General features: G+C 69.1%; 15 protein-coding genes, 1 tRNA gene and 1 pseudogene. 8 read left to right on the top strand and 9 right to left on the bottom strand.

All coding sequences use genetic code 11. The features are described from left to right. Positions 1 to 244: 244 nt before the first annotated feature. From ACTIMO_RS14405 to ACTIMO_RS14395, 3 genes are all read left to right on the top strand, one after another. Positions 245 to 811, top strand: a complete 567-nt coding sequence (locus tag ACTIMO_RS14405; RefSeq protein ID WP_448182834.1) for a hypothetical protein — start codon at positions 245 to 247, stop codon at positions 809 to 811. After that, the gene (locus tag ACTIMO_RS14400; RefSeq protein ID WP_448182833.1) at positions 808 to 2178 is read left to right on the top strand and encodes an FAD-binding oxidoreductase; all 1371 of its coding nucleotides are present in this window, start codon (positions 808 to 810) and stop codon (positions 2176 to 2178) included. Before ACTIMO_RS14405 ends, ACTIMO_RS14400 begins: the two co-directional genes overlap by 4 nt. A 99-nt stretch (positions 2179 to 2277) precedes the next feature. Continuing rightward, on the top strand, positions 2278 to 2808 hold the full coding sequence (locus tag ACTIMO_RS14395; protein WP_448182832.1) for a hypothetical protein: 531 nt from the start codon (positions 2278 to 2280) through the stop codon (positions 2806 to 2808). 56 nt (positions 2809 to 2864) lie between these two features. Here ACTIMO_RS14395 and ACTIMO_RS14390 read toward each other — a convergent pair whose 3' ends face one another. From ACTIMO_RS14390 to ACTIMO_RS14375, 4 genes are all read right to left on the bottom strand, one after another. Beyond that, positions 2865 to 4226 carry a DUF4032 domain-containing protein gene (locus ACTIMO_RS14390; protein ID WP_055769446.1) on the bottom strand — a complete coding sequence of 454 codons (1362 nt, stop codon included), beginning with the start codon at positions 4224 to 4226 and terminating at the stop codon, positions 2865 to 2867. Positions 4227 to 4365: 139 nt separating this feature from the next. Then, positions 4366 to 5454: an ABC transporter ATP-binding protein gene (locus ACTIMO_RS14385; RefSeq protein WP_055769448.1), complete on the bottom strand. Its 1089-nt coding sequence runs from the start codon at positions 5452 to 5454 to the stop codon at positions 4366 to 4368. A 130-nt stretch (positions 5455 to 5584) separates the two neighbouring features. Further along, positions 5585 to 6367, bottom strand: coding sequence for a trehalose-phosphatase (otsB, locus tag ACTIMO_RS14380; protein WP_448182831.1), 783 nt, complete (start codon positions 6365 to 6367; stop codon positions 5585 to 5587). Then, positions 6357 to 7856 carry an alpha,alpha-trehalose-phosphate synthase (UDP-forming) gene (locus ACTIMO_RS14375; protein ID WP_082471370.1) on the bottom strand — a complete coding sequence of 500 codons (1500 nt, stop codon included), beginning with the start codon at positions 7854 to 7856 and terminating at the stop codon, positions 6357 to 6359. Before ACTIMO_RS14375 ends, otsB begins: the two co-directional genes overlap by 11 nt. 127 nt (positions 7857 to 7983) lie before the next feature. Between ACTIMO_RS14375 and ACTIMO_RS14370 the strand changes: the two genes are divergently transcribed. Continuing rightward, the gene (locus tag ACTIMO_RS14370) at positions 7984 to 8844 is read left to right on the top strand and encodes a DsbA family protein (protein WP_448182830.1); all 861 of its coding nucleotides are present in this window, start codon (positions 7984 to 7986) and stop codon (positions 8842 to 8844) included. A 90-nt stretch (positions 8845 to 8934) separates the two neighbouring features. Then, positions 8935 to 9011: transfer RNA gene (locus ACTIMO_RS14365), tRNA-Thr, on the top strand. A gap of 56 nt (positions 9012 to 9067) precedes the next feature. On the opposite strand, the gene rsgA is transcribed toward ACTIMO_RS14365, so the two are convergent. The 4 genes from rsgA to ACTIMO_RS14345 all read right to left on the bottom strand — a co-directional run bounded on the left by rsgA (position 9068) and on the right by ACTIMO_RS14345 (position 11506). Beyond that, positions 9068 to 10120 (bottom strand): ribosome small subunit-dependent GTPase A, encoded by a 1053-nt coding sequence (gene rsgA / locus ACTIMO_RS14360; protein ID WP_448182829.1) that lies wholly within the window; start codon positions 10118 to 10120, stop codon positions 9068 to 9070. Between the two features lie 206 nt (positions 10121 to 10326). Then, complete coding sequence (locus ACTIMO_RS14355; RefSeq protein WP_422391220.1) at positions 10327 to 10530, bottom strand: hypothetical protein; 204 nt, start codon at positions 10528 to 10530, stop codon at positions 10327 to 10329. Positions 10531 to 10648: 118 nt separating this feature from the next. After that, the gene (locus tag ACTIMO_RS14350) at positions 10649 to 10915 is read right to left on the bottom strand and encodes a hypothetical protein (protein ID WP_448182828.1); all 267 of its coding nucleotides are present in this window, start codon (positions 10913 to 10915) and stop codon (positions 10649 to 10651) included. Positions 10916 to 11002: 87 nt separating this feature from the next. Continuing rightward, a complete protein-coding gene (locus ACTIMO_RS14345; RefSeq protein WP_448182827.1) occupies positions 11003 to 11506 on the bottom strand; it encodes a metallophosphoesterase family protein in 504 nt (167 codons plus the stop codon). Positions 11507 to 11623: 117 nt separating this feature from the next. Here ACTIMO_RS14345 and ACTIMO_RS14340 point away from each other — a divergent pair, with 117 nt between their 5' ends. From ACTIMO_RS14340 to ACTIMO_RS14330, 3 genes and pseudogenes are all read left to right on the top strand, one after another. Continuing rightward, complete coding sequence (locus tag ACTIMO_RS14340; protein ID WP_448182826.1) at positions 11624 to 11860, top strand: hypothetical protein; 237 nt, start codon at positions 11624 to 11626, stop codon at positions 11858 to 11860. Continuing rightward, complete coding sequence (locus ACTIMO_RS14335) at positions 11860 to 12237, top strand: hypothetical protein (RefSeq protein WP_448182825.1); 378 nt, start codon at positions 11860 to 11862, stop codon at positions 12235 to 12237. The genes ACTIMO_RS14340 and ACTIMO_RS14335 overlap by 1 nt, the downstream gene beginning before the upstream one ends. Positions 12238 to 12261: 24 nt before the next feature. Continuing rightward, a pseudogene (locus ACTIMO_RS14330) lies at positions 12262 to 13182 on the top strand (SDR family NAD(P)-dependent oxidoreductase). A gap of 136 nt (positions 13183 to 13318) precedes the next feature. Here ACTIMO_RS14330 and ACTIMO_RS14325 read toward each other — a convergent pair. After that, entirely contained in the window at positions 13319 to 13654 is a 336-nt protein-coding gene (locus ACTIMO_RS14325) for a catalase-related domain-containing protein (protein ID WP_448182837.1), read from the bottom strand. Positions 13655 to 13720 lie beyond the last annotated feature (66 nt).

The raw sequence follows: 13720 nt of genomic DNA, 5'->3' as shown, positions 1-13720 counted from the left end.
CCACAGCAAGCACCCCCACGGCAAACACCCCCAACACCCCGACACCCCGACACCAGCCCGGCCAGGCCAGGTTCGAAGGCCTACGGCCGGCCAGCACCAACACGGCCAGCCCCAAAGGCCCACGGCTCGGTCGGCAAAGCCCATACCGCCGAGCCGCGCAGGATGCGGCACCCGATCCCACCCGGGCGATGCTGTGCCGGAGGGAGGTGCGGTCGAGGTCACCGAGCGGCGGTAGGGTCGGGGCATGAGTGGATTGTTCTCGCACGCCTCCGCCGACGGAGATGCGCCCTCGGACCGCCCGGACATCCGGACGACGGTCTCCGTGCCCGCCTCCGCCGACCACGCCTGGGCGGGACTCGTCGAGCACCTGCACCTTTGGTGGCCGGCGGATCTCCTGAGCCGGTGGGGAACCGACAGCTTCTTCGACCTCGAGGACAACGCGCTCGTCGAGACGTCGGCGGAGGGTGACGAGAATGTCTGGGGCGAGGTGACGGACAGTGCTTCCGGGGAGTGGATGCTGCTCAGATGGCGCGCTGCCGGATCGACCACGACCACGGACCTGCGCCTGAGTGTCAGGGAGGACGCCGGTGTCCTCCATCGGGCGCGTGCCGAGGCAGCCGCTGGGGGCATATCCGGGTCCGGCGGAGCCGAGGTCGTCGACCAGGCGGAGGGGGATGGACCTGTCGAGACAACGCTGGACCTGACCCACGGTGGATGGACGCGCGCCGATCCGCATGACCTCTACGACTTCTACCGTCAGTTCTGGCCCGAAGCCCTGGCGCGGTACCGCCGCTTCATGGGGGGATCATGATCGATGTATCCGCGCTGGGGGATCTCGAGGGCATCCTTCCCGGGCGCGTCTCCACCTCGTCCGCCGATCTGACGAGCTACTCGCGTGATCAGGGGCCGGTGCTCGAGCCGGCACTTCCCGTCGCGGTGGTCCGGGCAGAATCCGTGGCCGATGTGCAGGAGGTGCTGCGGTGGGCCACTCGCCACAGGGTCCCGGTCGTCAGCCGTGGAGCCGGGTCGGGCGTGTCAGGCGGCGCCCACGCGACGACAGGGAGTGTCATCCTGTCACTGGAGCTCATGACGCGCATCCTCGAGATCAATCCCGATGACGAGACCGCCGTCGTCGAACCGGGCGTGGTCAACGCCGCCCTGAACGACGCCGTAGCCGGCCATGGGCTGATGTATGCCCCGGATCCGGCCAGCTATCGATGGTCGACGATCGGCGGGAATGTCGCCACCAACGCCGGTGGCCTGCGATGCGCCAAGTACGGGGTGACGCGTGACTCGGTCCTCGCACTCGACGTCGTCCTGGCGGACGGGACGCTGGTCAGGACCGGACACAGGACGTTCAAGGGTGTTGCAGGCTACGATCTGACGGCATTGATGACGGGCTCGGAAGGCACGCTCGGGGTGATCGTCGGGATCACCGTCCGGCTCCGCTACCTGCCGACGTCCGTCCACACCGTGGCGGCTTTCTTCGAAGACTTCACGAGCGCTGCGGCCGGGGTGCTCGCCATCGGACGGGCCAGAGTGCAACCGGCGATCCTGGAACTCCTCGACGGCAACACTCTCGAGGCGCTCGACGGCGCCCACGGGTCCGACCTCCGCCGTCGTGGGGGTTCCCTGCTCCTCGCGAGGACGGATGGGTACGGGGCGGCCGCGGAGGCGGAGCAGATCCGCGCAGTACTTCTCGGGCTGGGTGCACGCGTGAGCGACGAAGGCTCCGAGGAAGCGGACCGGCTGGTGGATCTCCGGCGGCACAGCAGGGGCGACGAGGTCGACGACCTGTACAGGGTGGGGGAGGACGTCGCCGTGCCCAAATCGCAGCTGGTCGGCTACGTCGCCGCACTGGAGGCGATGGCATCACGTCATCAGGTGCAGTTGAAGGTCGTGGCGCACGCCGGGGACGGAAACCTGCATCCCACCTTCTGGGTGGAACGACGGGAGGGGCCTCAGGCGCAGGAACGGCTGGAGTCGGCGCTGGACGAATCGGTCCGTTGCGCACTGGACCTGGGCGGCACGATCACCGGGGAGCACGGCGTGGGACAGTACAAGCGACGGTGGCTCGCCTGGGAGCAGGCGCCGGAGATCCTCGCGCTCCAGGCGCGGATCAAACAGGTCTTCGATCCTCTCGGCATCCTGAATCCGGGAAAGGCGATCGTCTCCTGATCGTTGCCTTGGGCTGCCCGAGGGACGCCCGGCCGCGATGATACTGTTCAGGAAATCGGTGGAACACACCGTCACTTTCATCGCGCCACGGGGAGCAGCATGTCTGACAACAATCCAGGATCGCAGGGCAACTCGCCCTACGGTCAGCAGAACCAGCCACAGTACGGTCAGAACCAGCCGCAGTACGGCCAGAACGCCCCGCAGTACGGCCAGAACGCACCGCAGTACGGTGAACAGAGTCCCACTGCCTACGGGCAGCAGCAGGGACAGTCGCCCTACGGCCAGCAGGGCGGGAACAACTACCCGGGACAGCAGGGCTACCAGGGGCAGGTCACCGAGAACCCGGGCAGGACGCTCGGCATCGTGGGCTTCATCCTCGCGATCCTGATCGCGCCGGTCGGCCTGATCATCAGCATCGTGGCGTTCGTGAAATCACGGAGGGCCAAGATGGGCAACGGGTTCGCCCTCGCCGGCATCATCATCGGCATCCTCTTCACGATCGGACTGGCCGTCCTCATCATCGGGTTCATCGCTCTGATTCCCGCTTTCACCGAGTTGGCCGAACTGTGCCAGGGCGTCCCCAGTGGAACCCAGGTCGAGTTCCAGGGGACGACGACGACCTGCCCCTGATCGATATGTGAGGAAGGGCCGGCAGCCGATGGCTGCCGGCCCTTCCTCGTTGCAGCCTAGTTGTCCCGGTACTCGGAGTCCTCATCGATGCCGATGGTGCGGGCGTCGGCGGTCAGCATGATCTCCGCCTCGTCACGACGGTGCCGTAGCTCGTCATCGAGGTAGGACTGCACGGCCTCCGCCATCGGGACGTTGCGGTCCTCGCGCTCCGACATGTACCAGCGGTGCTCCAGGACCTCGTGCACCACCTCCGCGGGCTCGAGCTTCCCGCCCAGCTCCCGCGGGACCGCCCGGACGATCGGCTCGAAGACCTCGTTGACCCACAGGTGGGCGCTGAATTCCTCGTCGAGGGTCGGATTGTTGTCCGCCCGGTAGGCGTCCATGTCGTTGAGCAGGCGCCGTGCCTGGTTCTCCTGCGCGTCGAGGCCGGTCAGCCGCAGCAGCCTGCGACTGTGGTGCCCGGCGTCCACGACCTTGGGCTGCAGCTGGATCTGCGTCCCGTTGACGGCCGTCTTGATGGCATATTCCTCGACGTCGAAGCCGAGCTCGTTGAGGCGCCGGATGCGGGCACCTACGCGCCAGCGCTCCCCGAGCTCGAAGGACTCCTTCTCGGTGAGCTCGGTCCACAGGCGGCGGTAGCTGTCCATGATCAGCTCGCTCGTCGCCAGCGGATCCACCTTCTCCTCGATCAGTCCGCCCTCGGCGAGGTCCATCAGTTCACCGGCGATGTTGACGCGGGCGATCTCGAGGTCGTATTCGCGCTGCCCCGTCGACAGTTCGGGATATAGTTCGCCGGTCTCCGCGTCGACCAGGTACGCGGCGAAGGATCCCGCGTCGCGGCGGAACAGGGTGTTGGACAGGGAGACGTCCCCCCAGTAGAAGCCGATGAGGTGCAGGCGGACGAGGAGGAGCGCCTGGGCGTCGATGAGACGCGTGAGGGTATCGCGGCGGAGCGTCTGGGAGAACAGCGCGCGGTAGGGCAGTGAGAACTTCAGGTGCCGTGTGACGAGGACGGGATCGAGTTCGTCGCCGTCGGGAGTGGTCCGGCCCGAGATGACGGCGACGGGCTCCACGCAGGGAACATCCAGCCGCTGCAGCTTGCGGAGCATGTGGTATTCGTGCCGGGCGATGTGCTCGCTCGTCTCCTTGACGGCGATCACCGATCCGCCCAGATGTGCGAAGCGCACGATGTGCCGGGAGATGCCACGGGGGAGGGCTGCGAGTGCGCTGGCGGGCCACTGCTCTAGGGCGATGTGCCAGGGCAGGTCGAGCAGTTCGGGATCCGTCGCAGCGGCCGTGATGTTGAGGGACCCGAGGCTCGGGCTCTCCGACGACGCCGGGCGGAGCCTCGGGAGCTTGCCGGCCTGCTCGTAGTCGGTCGGCTCGTCATGCCACTGGGCGTTCGAGGTCTCGGTCATGGTGTTGCCTCCGGGTCGGGGCGGGAAGGGGCCTGCGTCAAGCGTAGTTGCCACCGACGCGACGATGGCGTCCACCGAGCCCCAGAGGGTACCCGGCGGACGCCACCGTCGTCGTACTGGTTGGCTCGTGCGCGGAGGACTAGACCGTCTCGGCCAGGCGGAGGCCGCTGCTCGTGTCGAACAGGTGTACGTGGCCCTGCTCGGGGCGGACGAACACGCTGTCACCCTTCATCGGCGGGCGGCGACCGTCGACGCGCACGACCATGTCGTGGTTCTTGCCGTCGAGCGTGGTGTGACCGTAGATGTAGGCGTCGGCGCCGAGTTCCTCGACGACGTCGACCTCGACGGGCAGTCCCTCACCGGTCGCGGACACGACGAGGTCCTCGGGACGGACACCCAGCGTGACGGTGTTCCCTGCCGCGGCGTCCAGGACGCTGCCGGGAACCGGGTAGACGATGCCGCCGAAGATGACGCCACCGTCGGCCACGGGCAGCTCGAGGAGGTTCATCGCGGGAGAGCCGATGAAGCCGGCCACGAAGACGTTCTTGGGACGCTCGTAGAGGTTGCGCGGGGTGTCGACCTGCTGCAGGATGCCGTCCTTCAGCACGGCGACGCGGTCTCCCATGGTCATGGCCTCGACCTGGTCGTGCGTGACGTAGACCGTGGTGACGCCGAGGCGGCGGGTGAGCGACGCGATCTGCGTACGGGTCTGCACCCGGAGCTTGGCGTCGAGGTTGGAGAGGGGCTCGTCCATGAGGAACACCTGCGGGTTACGCACGATGGCGCGGCCCATGGCGACACGCTGCCGCTGCCCACCGGAGAGGGCCTTCGGCTTGCGGTCCAGGTAGTCCTCGAGGTCGAGGAGCTTGGCGGCCTCGCGGACGCGCTCGGCGCGCTCCTCCTTTGAGACGCCCGCGATCTTCAGGGCGAAGCCCATGTTGTCGGCGACCGACATGTGGGGGTAGAGCGCGTAGTTCTGGAAGACCATCGCGATGTCGCGATCCTTCGGGGGGACGTCGGTGACGTCACGGTCGCCGATGAGGATGCGTCCGGAGTTCACGTCCTCGAGGCCGGCGAGCATGCGCAGCGAGGTGGACTTCCCGCAACCGGAGGGGCCGACGAGGACGAGGAATTCGCCGTCGGCGATGTCGATGTCCAGCTTGTCGACGGCGGGCTTCTCTGTGCCCGGGTACAGGCGCGTGGCCTGGTCAAACGTTACCGTTGCCATGGTGGTGGTTCCTTTTCACGGGCAGGTACGTGCCCGACGATCCGTAGTGAATGGAAGAGTATTCAGTTGTGGTGCGCGACCCGCCAGCAGTACCGGTGACGTTGGTCACGCTTGGAGCAGTATGACACGTTCAGCTGATCGGTGCACGGGATGTGCGCAAGGACACCAGTTCCTCGAGCACCTCGGAGAAGGCCTCGGGCGTGGCGACGGTGAACGGCGCGGACGTCGGGCCCGGGCCGATCCTGATGCCGACGTCGCCCGGGCGGAGGGTGAGTTGGGCGTGCTCGTCGGTGACGTCGTCGCCGGCGAACAGGAGTGCGGTCGCTCCCGTGGTCTCCCGGAGCAGAGCCAGCCCCTGGCCCTTGTCCGCTCTGATGACGGAGACCTCGAGCACGCGCTTGCCGTCGGTGACGCTGATGTCCCCGAGCGGCGCGAGGCCGGCACGGGCAGCTGCCACGGCAGCATCGGCGACGTCGTCGGCCGCTGTTCTCGTGTGGAGGACGACCCCGGCGGGCTTGAACTCGATGCGGGTACCCGGATGCGTTGCGACGGTGTGTTCGACGACGTCGACGGCCCGGGCGAGAAGCCCGGCCTGATCCGCGGTCAGGGCGAGGGCCACGCCGTCGGGTCCCGTCCACGTCTCTGCCCCGTGGCTGCCGATCAGCAGCATGTCCTCGGGCGGTTCTGCCACCACGCGCAGGCTGTCGAGGGCTCGGCCCGAGATCAGCGCCGTCGTCGTGCCCGGCAGGCCGGCCAGCGCTCGCAGCGCAGCGGCCGACGCCGGGAGGGCGCGTGCGTCCTCCGCCCTCTCGACCAGGGGTGCGAGGGTCCCGTCGAAGTCGAGGGCGACGAGCAGCCGGGGCGTGGCGGCGAGCGACGCGAGGGCGGAGAGCAGCTCCGGCTCAAGCGCCATGACCCGCACTTCCCGCGTGCAGGGCGTTGAGGAAGGCCTGAGACCAGCGTTCGACGTCGTTGTGGACCACCTGGCGGCGCATCAGCCGCATGCGCCGCATGGCCTCGGTCTTCGGCATGGAGATCGCCGTGACGATGGCGGTCTTCAGGCCGTCGATGTCGTGCGGATTCACGAGGATGGCCTGGCGGAGCGTGTCCGCGGCGCCCGCGAATTCGCTGAGCACCAGCATGCCGGTGTTGTTCGTGCGCGCCGCCACGTATTCCTTGGCGACGAGGTTCATGCCGTCCCGCAGGGCGGTCACCAGCATGACGTCGGCGGCGAGGTACAGGGCCACCATCTCCTCGACGGGATAGCTGTGGTGCAGATAGCGGATGGCGGTGTTCTTCATGGTGTCGTGCGTGCCGTTGATGCGGCCGACGGCGCCCTCGATGTCCTCGCGGAGGATCCGGTACTGCTCCACCCGCTCGCGGCTGGGGCTCGCGACCTGGATGAGGGCGGCGTCCTCGACCGTGATCGCGCCGTCCTCGAGCAGCTCGCCGTACGCCTTCAGGCGATGGCCGATGCCCTTGGTGTAGTCGAGGCGATCCACGCCGAGGAGGATGTGCTGCGGGTCGCCGAGCTCGCGCCGGATCTCGCGGGAGCGCTCGATCACGTCGGGCCGCTGCGCGAGTTCCGTGATCGACGCCGTGTCGATCGAGATGGGGAACGCCTCCGCGCGGGAGACGTAGGCAGGGGTGCCGTCGTCGCCCTCGGGGACCTGTACCTGCTGGGCCTTGATGGTGTGGCCCTTGAAGCGGCGGACGCACCGCAGGAAGTTGCTCGCGTCGCTGGGACGCTGGAAGCCGATGAGGTCGGCGCCGAGGAGACCCTCGATCACCTGGCGGCGCCACGGGAGCTGCGCGTAGATCTCGAGGGGGGGGAAGGGGATGTGGTTGAAGAAGCCGATCTTGAGGTCCGGCCGGGCCTGCCTCAGCATCTTGGGCACGAGCTGCAGCTGGTAGTCCTGGACCCAGACGGTGGCGCCCTCGGCCGCGACGGACGCCGTCGCCGCAGCGAAGCGCTCGTTCACCTTCCGGTAGGAGTCCCACCAGGTGCGGTGGAACTCCGGCGAGGCGATGACGTCGTGGTAGAGCGGCCACAGCGTGGCGTTCGAGAAGCCCTCGTAGTAGAGCTCGACCTCCTCGGCGCTGAGCGGCACGGGGACGAGGCGCATATTCGCCTCGTCGAAGGGCTCGAGCGTCTCGTCGGACGCACCGTGCCAGCCGACCCAGGCGCCGTCGGCTTTCGCCATGACGGGCGCCAGTGCCGTCACCAGGCCTCCGGGGGACCGGCGCCAGGAGCTCTCCCCGTGCTCGTCCACCACGCGATCCACGGCGAGCCTGTTCGAGACGACGATGAAGTCGAAGTCCCCGAACCGGCCGTCGGTCGGGAAAGAGGGCTTCACGCCAGGTGTCGTGGACGGTTGTGCTGCGCTCAAAACTGGCTCCATCGCAGAAGGGGGATCTCCCGCCCGACTCTATCGGGTCGGGCAGGAGTCGGCCGGGGACGTGAGCTGGGCGGAAGCGCTCAGGTGCGGTCGATAGCATGGCCTCCCAGCACACCGACGAAGAGGACCGATGGCGCCCGCACCCGGACACAAGCCGACCAAAGCCCAGCGCACCGCCGCAACCCGTGAGCGGGAGCGGGTGGCTGCGGAGGAGCAGCAGCGGAAGGACCGCCGCAACGGGATGCTCGCCAAGTGGGGTGTGGTGGTCGCGGGACTGATCGTCGTCGCCCTCATCGCGGTGGTGGTCATCAACACTGTGCGCGGCCGGATCCCCGACGCCGGGCCGGCGCCCCAGGCCGGCAATGCCCAGGGTGGCATCACGCTCCTGTCGAGCACCGACACGGCGCCGACGGGGACCGACACGGTGGACGTCGCGACTCTCCCCGCCGAGCCCGCAGCGGAGGGAGCCATCCCCGAGGGCATCACGTCCGTCACCAACGGTCCCCTGCAGGTGGTGGCGTACGTGGACATCAACTGCGTGCACTGCGCGGACTTCGAGGCACGGCATTCCGAGCAGATCCTCTCGTGGCTGGACGCCGGCGAGATCACGTTCGAGTACCGCACCGTGGCCTACCTCGACCGCAACAGCAGCACCGAGTACTCCTCCCGCGCCGCGAACGCCGTCGCCTGTGTGGCCGACTCCGCGCCCGAGGCGTACTTCGACGTCAACCAGCGCCTGTTCGCGCACTACGAGCAGGGAGAGCTCGACGACGACGGCCTCGTGGCGCTCGCCGCGGACGCAGGCGCGGGGGACATCTCCGCGTGCGTGGAGGAGGGGACCTTCCGCCCATGGGCGAAGTTCGCCACGGCTGCGGCTCAGGCGGCTGCCGTCGGCGGCACGCCGACGGTGTTCGTCAACGGTGCCGCGGTCCCGAACGCCGTCGAGGACTTCGAGACGACGGTCCAGGAGGAACTGGACGCCCGCAGCTGATTTCCGGCGGTGGCGGGCCTGGGCTACCCTTATTGAGCGCTCGACTGCCCTCCAGCCAGGGGCGACGGCGCCCGCTGGCCCGGCCAGTTCGCCTCCTTAGCTCAGTTGGCCAGAGCACCGCTCTTGTAAAGCGGGGGTCGTCGGTTCGAATCCGACAGGAGGCTCCACACCCGCCTGCTGTTCCTCCCGCGAACACGCCCGATGCGCGGAACGCCGCCGGCTCTCACCCCCAGCCCTGCCGGTGCTCCTTGCCCCGCACGGCGTCGCGGACTGCACGCTCGAGGGACCGGTCATGGGATCGTCGCTCGGGCGGGTTCTGCCGGCGGTGGAGGCTCTCGAGTTCGCGCTGCATCTTCCGGTAGCTCCGCCACCGCCGCTCCTCGAGTGCCCCGGACAGGAGGGCGAGCTGGACGGCGCACCCGGGTTCGGCATCGTGCGCGCAGTCTCGGAACCTGCAGGAGGCGAACAGGTCCTCGATCTCGCCGAAGACCTCGGCCAGTCCGTCCTCGGCGTCCCAGAGGGCGAACCCCCGGAGCCCTGGTGTGTCCATGAGGACGGCGCCGTCGCCGATCGGTACCAGCTCCCTCGCCGTCGTCGTGTGCCTGCCGCGGCCATCGCCCAGCCTGACCCGACCCGTGTCCTGCACATCCCGGCCGACGAGCGCATTGACGAGGCTCGACTTGCCGGCACCCGATGGCCCGAGGAGGGCGAGGGTGCGCCCCGCACCGACGCGGGCTCGCAGGTCATCGAGGCCGTCTCCGTCCTCGGCGGACGTGGTGAAGACCTCCACGCCCCGCGCACGCTCCACCGTGTCCGCGACGACGGCATCGAAACGGGAGCTGAGGTCGGCCTTGGTGAGCACCACGAGGGGGACGGCGCCAGAGTCCCAGGCTGCGACCAGCGTCCGCTCCAGACGGTTCGCCGACAGCGCCCGGTCCAACGGGACGACGACACCCACCAGATCGACATTGGCGCCGAGCAGTTGCGCCTCCGAGAGCGGATCGTGGGCGCGTTTGCGCTGCAGGACCGCCCAGCGCGGAAGGACGCCGACGACGCGCGGATCCTCACCGCCGGAGACGGCGACCCAGTCGCCGGTCACGAGGGACTCGTGCGCCTGCACCCCGAGCAGGCCCTGTTCAGTGGCGAGGAGCAGGCGGGCGCGGTCCGCGCGGACCACCCGGGCGGGGGAGGCGGCCGGTGCAGCTGTGGACGGGAGATGGAGGGAGAAGAGGCGGGCGACACGGTCCGTGTAGCCGTACTGCTGAAGAGGGTTCAACGGAGATCCTCCGGGGAAGCTCCCCGGGCGCGGCTGGCCTCAGGGCTGGAGCGCAGGAACCGGGGAGGTGACGACGAGGGGGGTGGGGGCGGTGGTCGACGCGCCGACAGTGACGTTCTCCATGACCCACCTCCTGTCGTTCCCGAGGGACCCGTCCGGGCCCGCGAGAGCCCAGTGTAATCCGTTGCCGATCCGGACGACAGAGGTCAGGCCGATGTCCTGTCGGTCTTCTCCACCGACCGGCGCGCGGTCCTGCGCCTCGCGTCGCCGAGGTCCCGCCGGAACTTCTCCTCGTCCACGGCTGTGTTGCGGCTCATGCCCATGACCCAGACGACGATGACGACGGTGGCGAGAAGCCATACGGCGGCACCGGCGGCGACGAGGAGGGCGATCTGCAGAACAGTCATCATGCTCCTCTCGTCATCGGACAGCGGGCGTCGCTTCGTCGCGGGTGCTCCATTGTCCCAGAGTGGCGCCGGACTGTCAGGTCGCCACCCCCGGCGGTGGATACCGGACGCCGAGGGAGGATCAGCTGCGCTGATCGGGGCCCTGCGCCTGGACCTGCTCGGCCTCGCGCTTTTCGGTCCCGGTGGCCAGGACCAGCAGGGTGAGGGCCGCTGCGGCGAGCATGACGCACACCATCGCCACCTGGTCTCCGCCGAGCAGGCCGACGAAGGGGCTGAGGAGACCGGCCACGCCGGACTGCAGGGCGCCGATGACCGCCGCCGCCGTCCCCGCCCTGTGGCCGTAGTGGTGCAACGCGAGCACGGAGGCGTTGGCCGGGGTCACAGACACCGCACAGGCGCGCGGTCGGCCCGGCGAGCAGCTGCGGTGGGCGCAGATCGGAACGGCCGAAAAGGTGGACAGCAGGGGTTCAGCGCGTTAGCGCGGTGGCAGGCGGTGCGTCGTCACGCTGACTGCGCCGTCATCGACGACGGCGGTCATGTAGGTGCAGAACGGTTGGCGACGGCGGTCGGTGGGCGAGCCCGGATTGAGGAGCCGGAGACCGCCCGGCGCAGTGGTGTCCCACGGGATGTGGCTGTGGCCGAACACCAGGACATCGGTGTCCGGATGGAGCGCCGCCATGCGGGCTTCCCGGCCCTGGCTCTGGCCGGTCTCATGGACGACGGCGAGCCGCACGCCCTCGAGCTCCGCCCGGGCGACGAGGGGGAGGCGAGAGCGCAGGTCGGCGCCGTCGTTGTTGCCGTAGCAGGCGATGAGTCGCCGGGCCCTCTCCTCCAGTTCGTCCAGCAGCCCCGTGTCGGTCCAGTCCCCTGCATGGACGACGACGTCGGCCGAGCCGACGGCGTCCCACACCTCGTCGGGCAGCACCTTGGCCCGCTTCGGCAGGTGGGTGTCGGCGAGGAGCGTCAGGCGGAGGACCATGGTGCCAAGTCTGCCGCGGAATCCGGCACTCAGGCACCCGTGACAAGCCGGTGACCCTATGGCATGCTTCCGTAAGCACGCTTACTAATCACGGTCCGGACCACGAGGAGGCAGACCATGCGGATCGACAAACAGCAGATCATCGACCTGCTGAAGAGCCAGGGCGAGGACGACCACGCCGATCAGGCACAGTCCGTGCTGCCGGATCAGGTGGACCCGGAACAGCACGCGGACCTGCTCGCCAGGATCGGCATCAACCCGACGGACCTGCTGGGCAAGATCCCGGGTCTCGGCGGTTTCGGGGGCCAGGTCGGCGCGGTGAACCGTCACCGCCACGAGGCAGGGAGACAGTGATGGAAACAGGACAAGCGGTATGGATCATCGTCGCGATCGTGGTCCTTCTGGCGATCATCGCCGTCGTCGCCGTTCTGGCGCGGAAGCGGGGGCATGCCCAGCGGAAGCGGCAGCAGGACGAGGACCGCCACAGGGCGGCCGAGATGCGCGAGCAGGCGAAGGCCACGGAATTGGACGCCCGTGAGCGCGAGGCCAGGGCGTCGATGGCGGAGGCCGAGGCGCAGCGCGCCGAGGTCGAGGCGCAACGGCTGCGGCAGCAGGCGCAGGAGCGACAGGCCGACGCGCACGGACTGCGTGAGAAGGTCACCCATCACAGCCAGGAGGCCGACGCACTGGACCCCGATGTGCCGACGGACAAGGATCGGCGCGGCCACTGAGCCGACCATCGGGAGGGAAGATTCATGACGGATACGCTGCGCGTGGTCATCACCGGTCCATCGAGCGGGATCGGGCGGGCAACCGCCCGGCTGTTCGCGGAGGAGGATGCCCGGCTGGTCCTCGCCGGGCGTGACGCCTCGACGCTCGAGGACGTCGCGGCATAGTCCCGCGCCCTGGGGGCGACGGCGATCACCCTCCGCACGGACGTCTCCTCCGCCGAGGAGGTTGACCGCCTTGCCGACGCGGCTGTCGAACGGTTCGGCGGAATCGACGTCTGGGTGGGTAATGCCTCCCTGTACAGCTTCGGTACGTTCGAGCAGACACCGCCCGATGTCTTCGACCGGCTCCTGTCCGTCAACCTCTCCGGACAGGTGTACGGGGCGCGGGCGGCGCTGCGCGTCTTCCGGCGCCAGGAGCACGGGGTGCTGGTCTCGGTGGCCTCCGTCTACTCGAGGATTACGTCGCCGCTCGTCAGCCCTTACGTCACCAGCAAGTTCGGCCTGCTCGGCTTCCTCGAGGTGCTGCGGATGGAACTGGCGAGCGCACCTGACATCCATGTCTGCGCCGTGCTACCCGCAACCATCGACACGCCGATCCACCAACATGCCGCGAACCATACCGGCCGGGCCGTCCGGCCGCTCCCCCCGGTCACCGATCCCCTCCGGGTGGCACGGGCGATCGTGCGGGTCTCGCACGCACCACGCCGGCTGACCCAGGTGGGTCGGGTGCAGTCGTTGTTCGTCCACGCCCGTGCCCTCGCCCCCGCGGCGTACCAGGCCGTCGTGGCCCGTGCCTACCCTGCCCTCGCGCTCACGCGGGACGCGGCCCCCGTCTCGGACGGCAACGTGTTCCATCCGGATCGTCACTCCACCGGCGTGACCGGGGGGTGGCGCTGGTTCCCCCGGCTGCGGCGCATTGCCGGCGAGGCCGCCCGACGACGCTGACGGGCGGGCCACCCGCCCTCGGCTGGTCTCGCCGTTGCGGTCCCGTACCACCCGCCCGCGCAGCAACGGAAAAGGCGCCGGCAGGATGCGCCGACGCCTTCCTCCGCGCGGTGTCCGCCCATGTCACGGATGACCGTCAGCGGCTCACCACCATGTGCTCGTTGGGGACGCAATGGGTCATGGTCAGCCCCGTGACGTCACGGGGTCCGTTGTTCCCGAGGTTCTCCAGGCGGGCGAGCTCGTCCTCCGAGAGGGTCTGGCTCGCGAGCGGAGGTAGGTCCTTCACCTCGTCCAGGCCGATGCCGAGCCCTTCCCCGACGCGGGCACCCAGTTCGTCGTCCACCAGGTGGAAGTGCCACACCATGCGTTCCTGCACGGCGCGCGCGGCCTGCCCGATCAGGGTCACGAAGTTCCCGACCAGGTCATCCTTCTCCCACTGCTCGAGCAGCTGGTAGCGCTGACCGGCCTGCAGGTAGTCGTTGGTCAGCGGTATCCGCCTGCGCGTCAGCCGACCGGTGATCTCGGGGCCCTGGTCGTC

The organism is Arthrobacter sp. CP30 (assembly GCF_053470025.1).
The sequence above is the reverse complement of the archived record's forward strand: the minus strand, read 5'-3'. Positions and strand labels throughout refer to the sequence as shown.

Coding starts and splice junctions, on each gene's coding strand:
- ACTIMO_RS14405 (WP_448182834.1), top strand. CDS start 245: ATGAGTGGATTGTTCTCGCACGCCTCCGCCGACGGAGATGCGCCCTCG.
- ACTIMO_RS14400 (WP_448182833.1), top strand. CDS start 808: ATGATCGATGTATCCGCGCTGGGGGATCTCGAGGGCATCCTTCCCGGG.
- ACTIMO_RS14395 (WP_448182832.1), top strand. CDS start 2,278: ATGTCTGACAACAATCCAGGATCGCAGGGCAACTCGCCCTACGGTCAG.
- ACTIMO_RS14390 (WP_055769446.1), bottom strand. CDS start 4,226: ATGACCGAGACCTCGAACGCCCAGTGGCATGACGAGCCGACCGACTAC.
- ACTIMO_RS14385 (WP_055769448.1), bottom strand. CDS start 5,454: ATGGCAACGGTAACGTTTGACCAGGCCACGCGCCTGTACCCGGGCACA.
- otsB (WP_448182831.1), bottom strand. CDS start 6,367: ATGGCGCTTGAGCCGGAGCTGCTCTCCGCCCTCGCGTCGCTCGCCGCC.
- ACTIMO_RS14375 (WP_082471370.1), bottom strand. CDS start 7,856: ATGGAGCCAGTTTTGAGCGCAGCACAACCGTCCACGACACCTGGCGTG.
- ACTIMO_RS14370 (WP_448182830.1), top strand. CDS start 7,984: ATGGCGCCCGCACCCGGACACAAGCCGACCAAAGCCCAGCGCACCGCC.
- ACTIMO_RS14355 (WP_422391220.1), bottom strand. CDS start 10,530: ATGATGACTGTTCTGCAGATCGCCCTCCTCGTCGCCGCCGGTGCCGCC.
- ACTIMO_RS14345 (WP_448182827.1), bottom strand. CDS start 11,506: ATGGTCCTCCGCCTGACGCTCCTCGCCGACACCCACCTGCCGAAGCGG.
- ACTIMO_RS14340 (WP_448182826.1), top strand. CDS start 11,624: ATGCGGATCGACAAACAGCAGATCATCGACCTGCTGAAGAGCCAGGGC.
- ACTIMO_RS14335 (WP_448182825.1), top strand. CDS start 11,860: ATGGAAACAGGACAAGCGGTATGGATCATCGTCGCGATCGTGGTCCTT.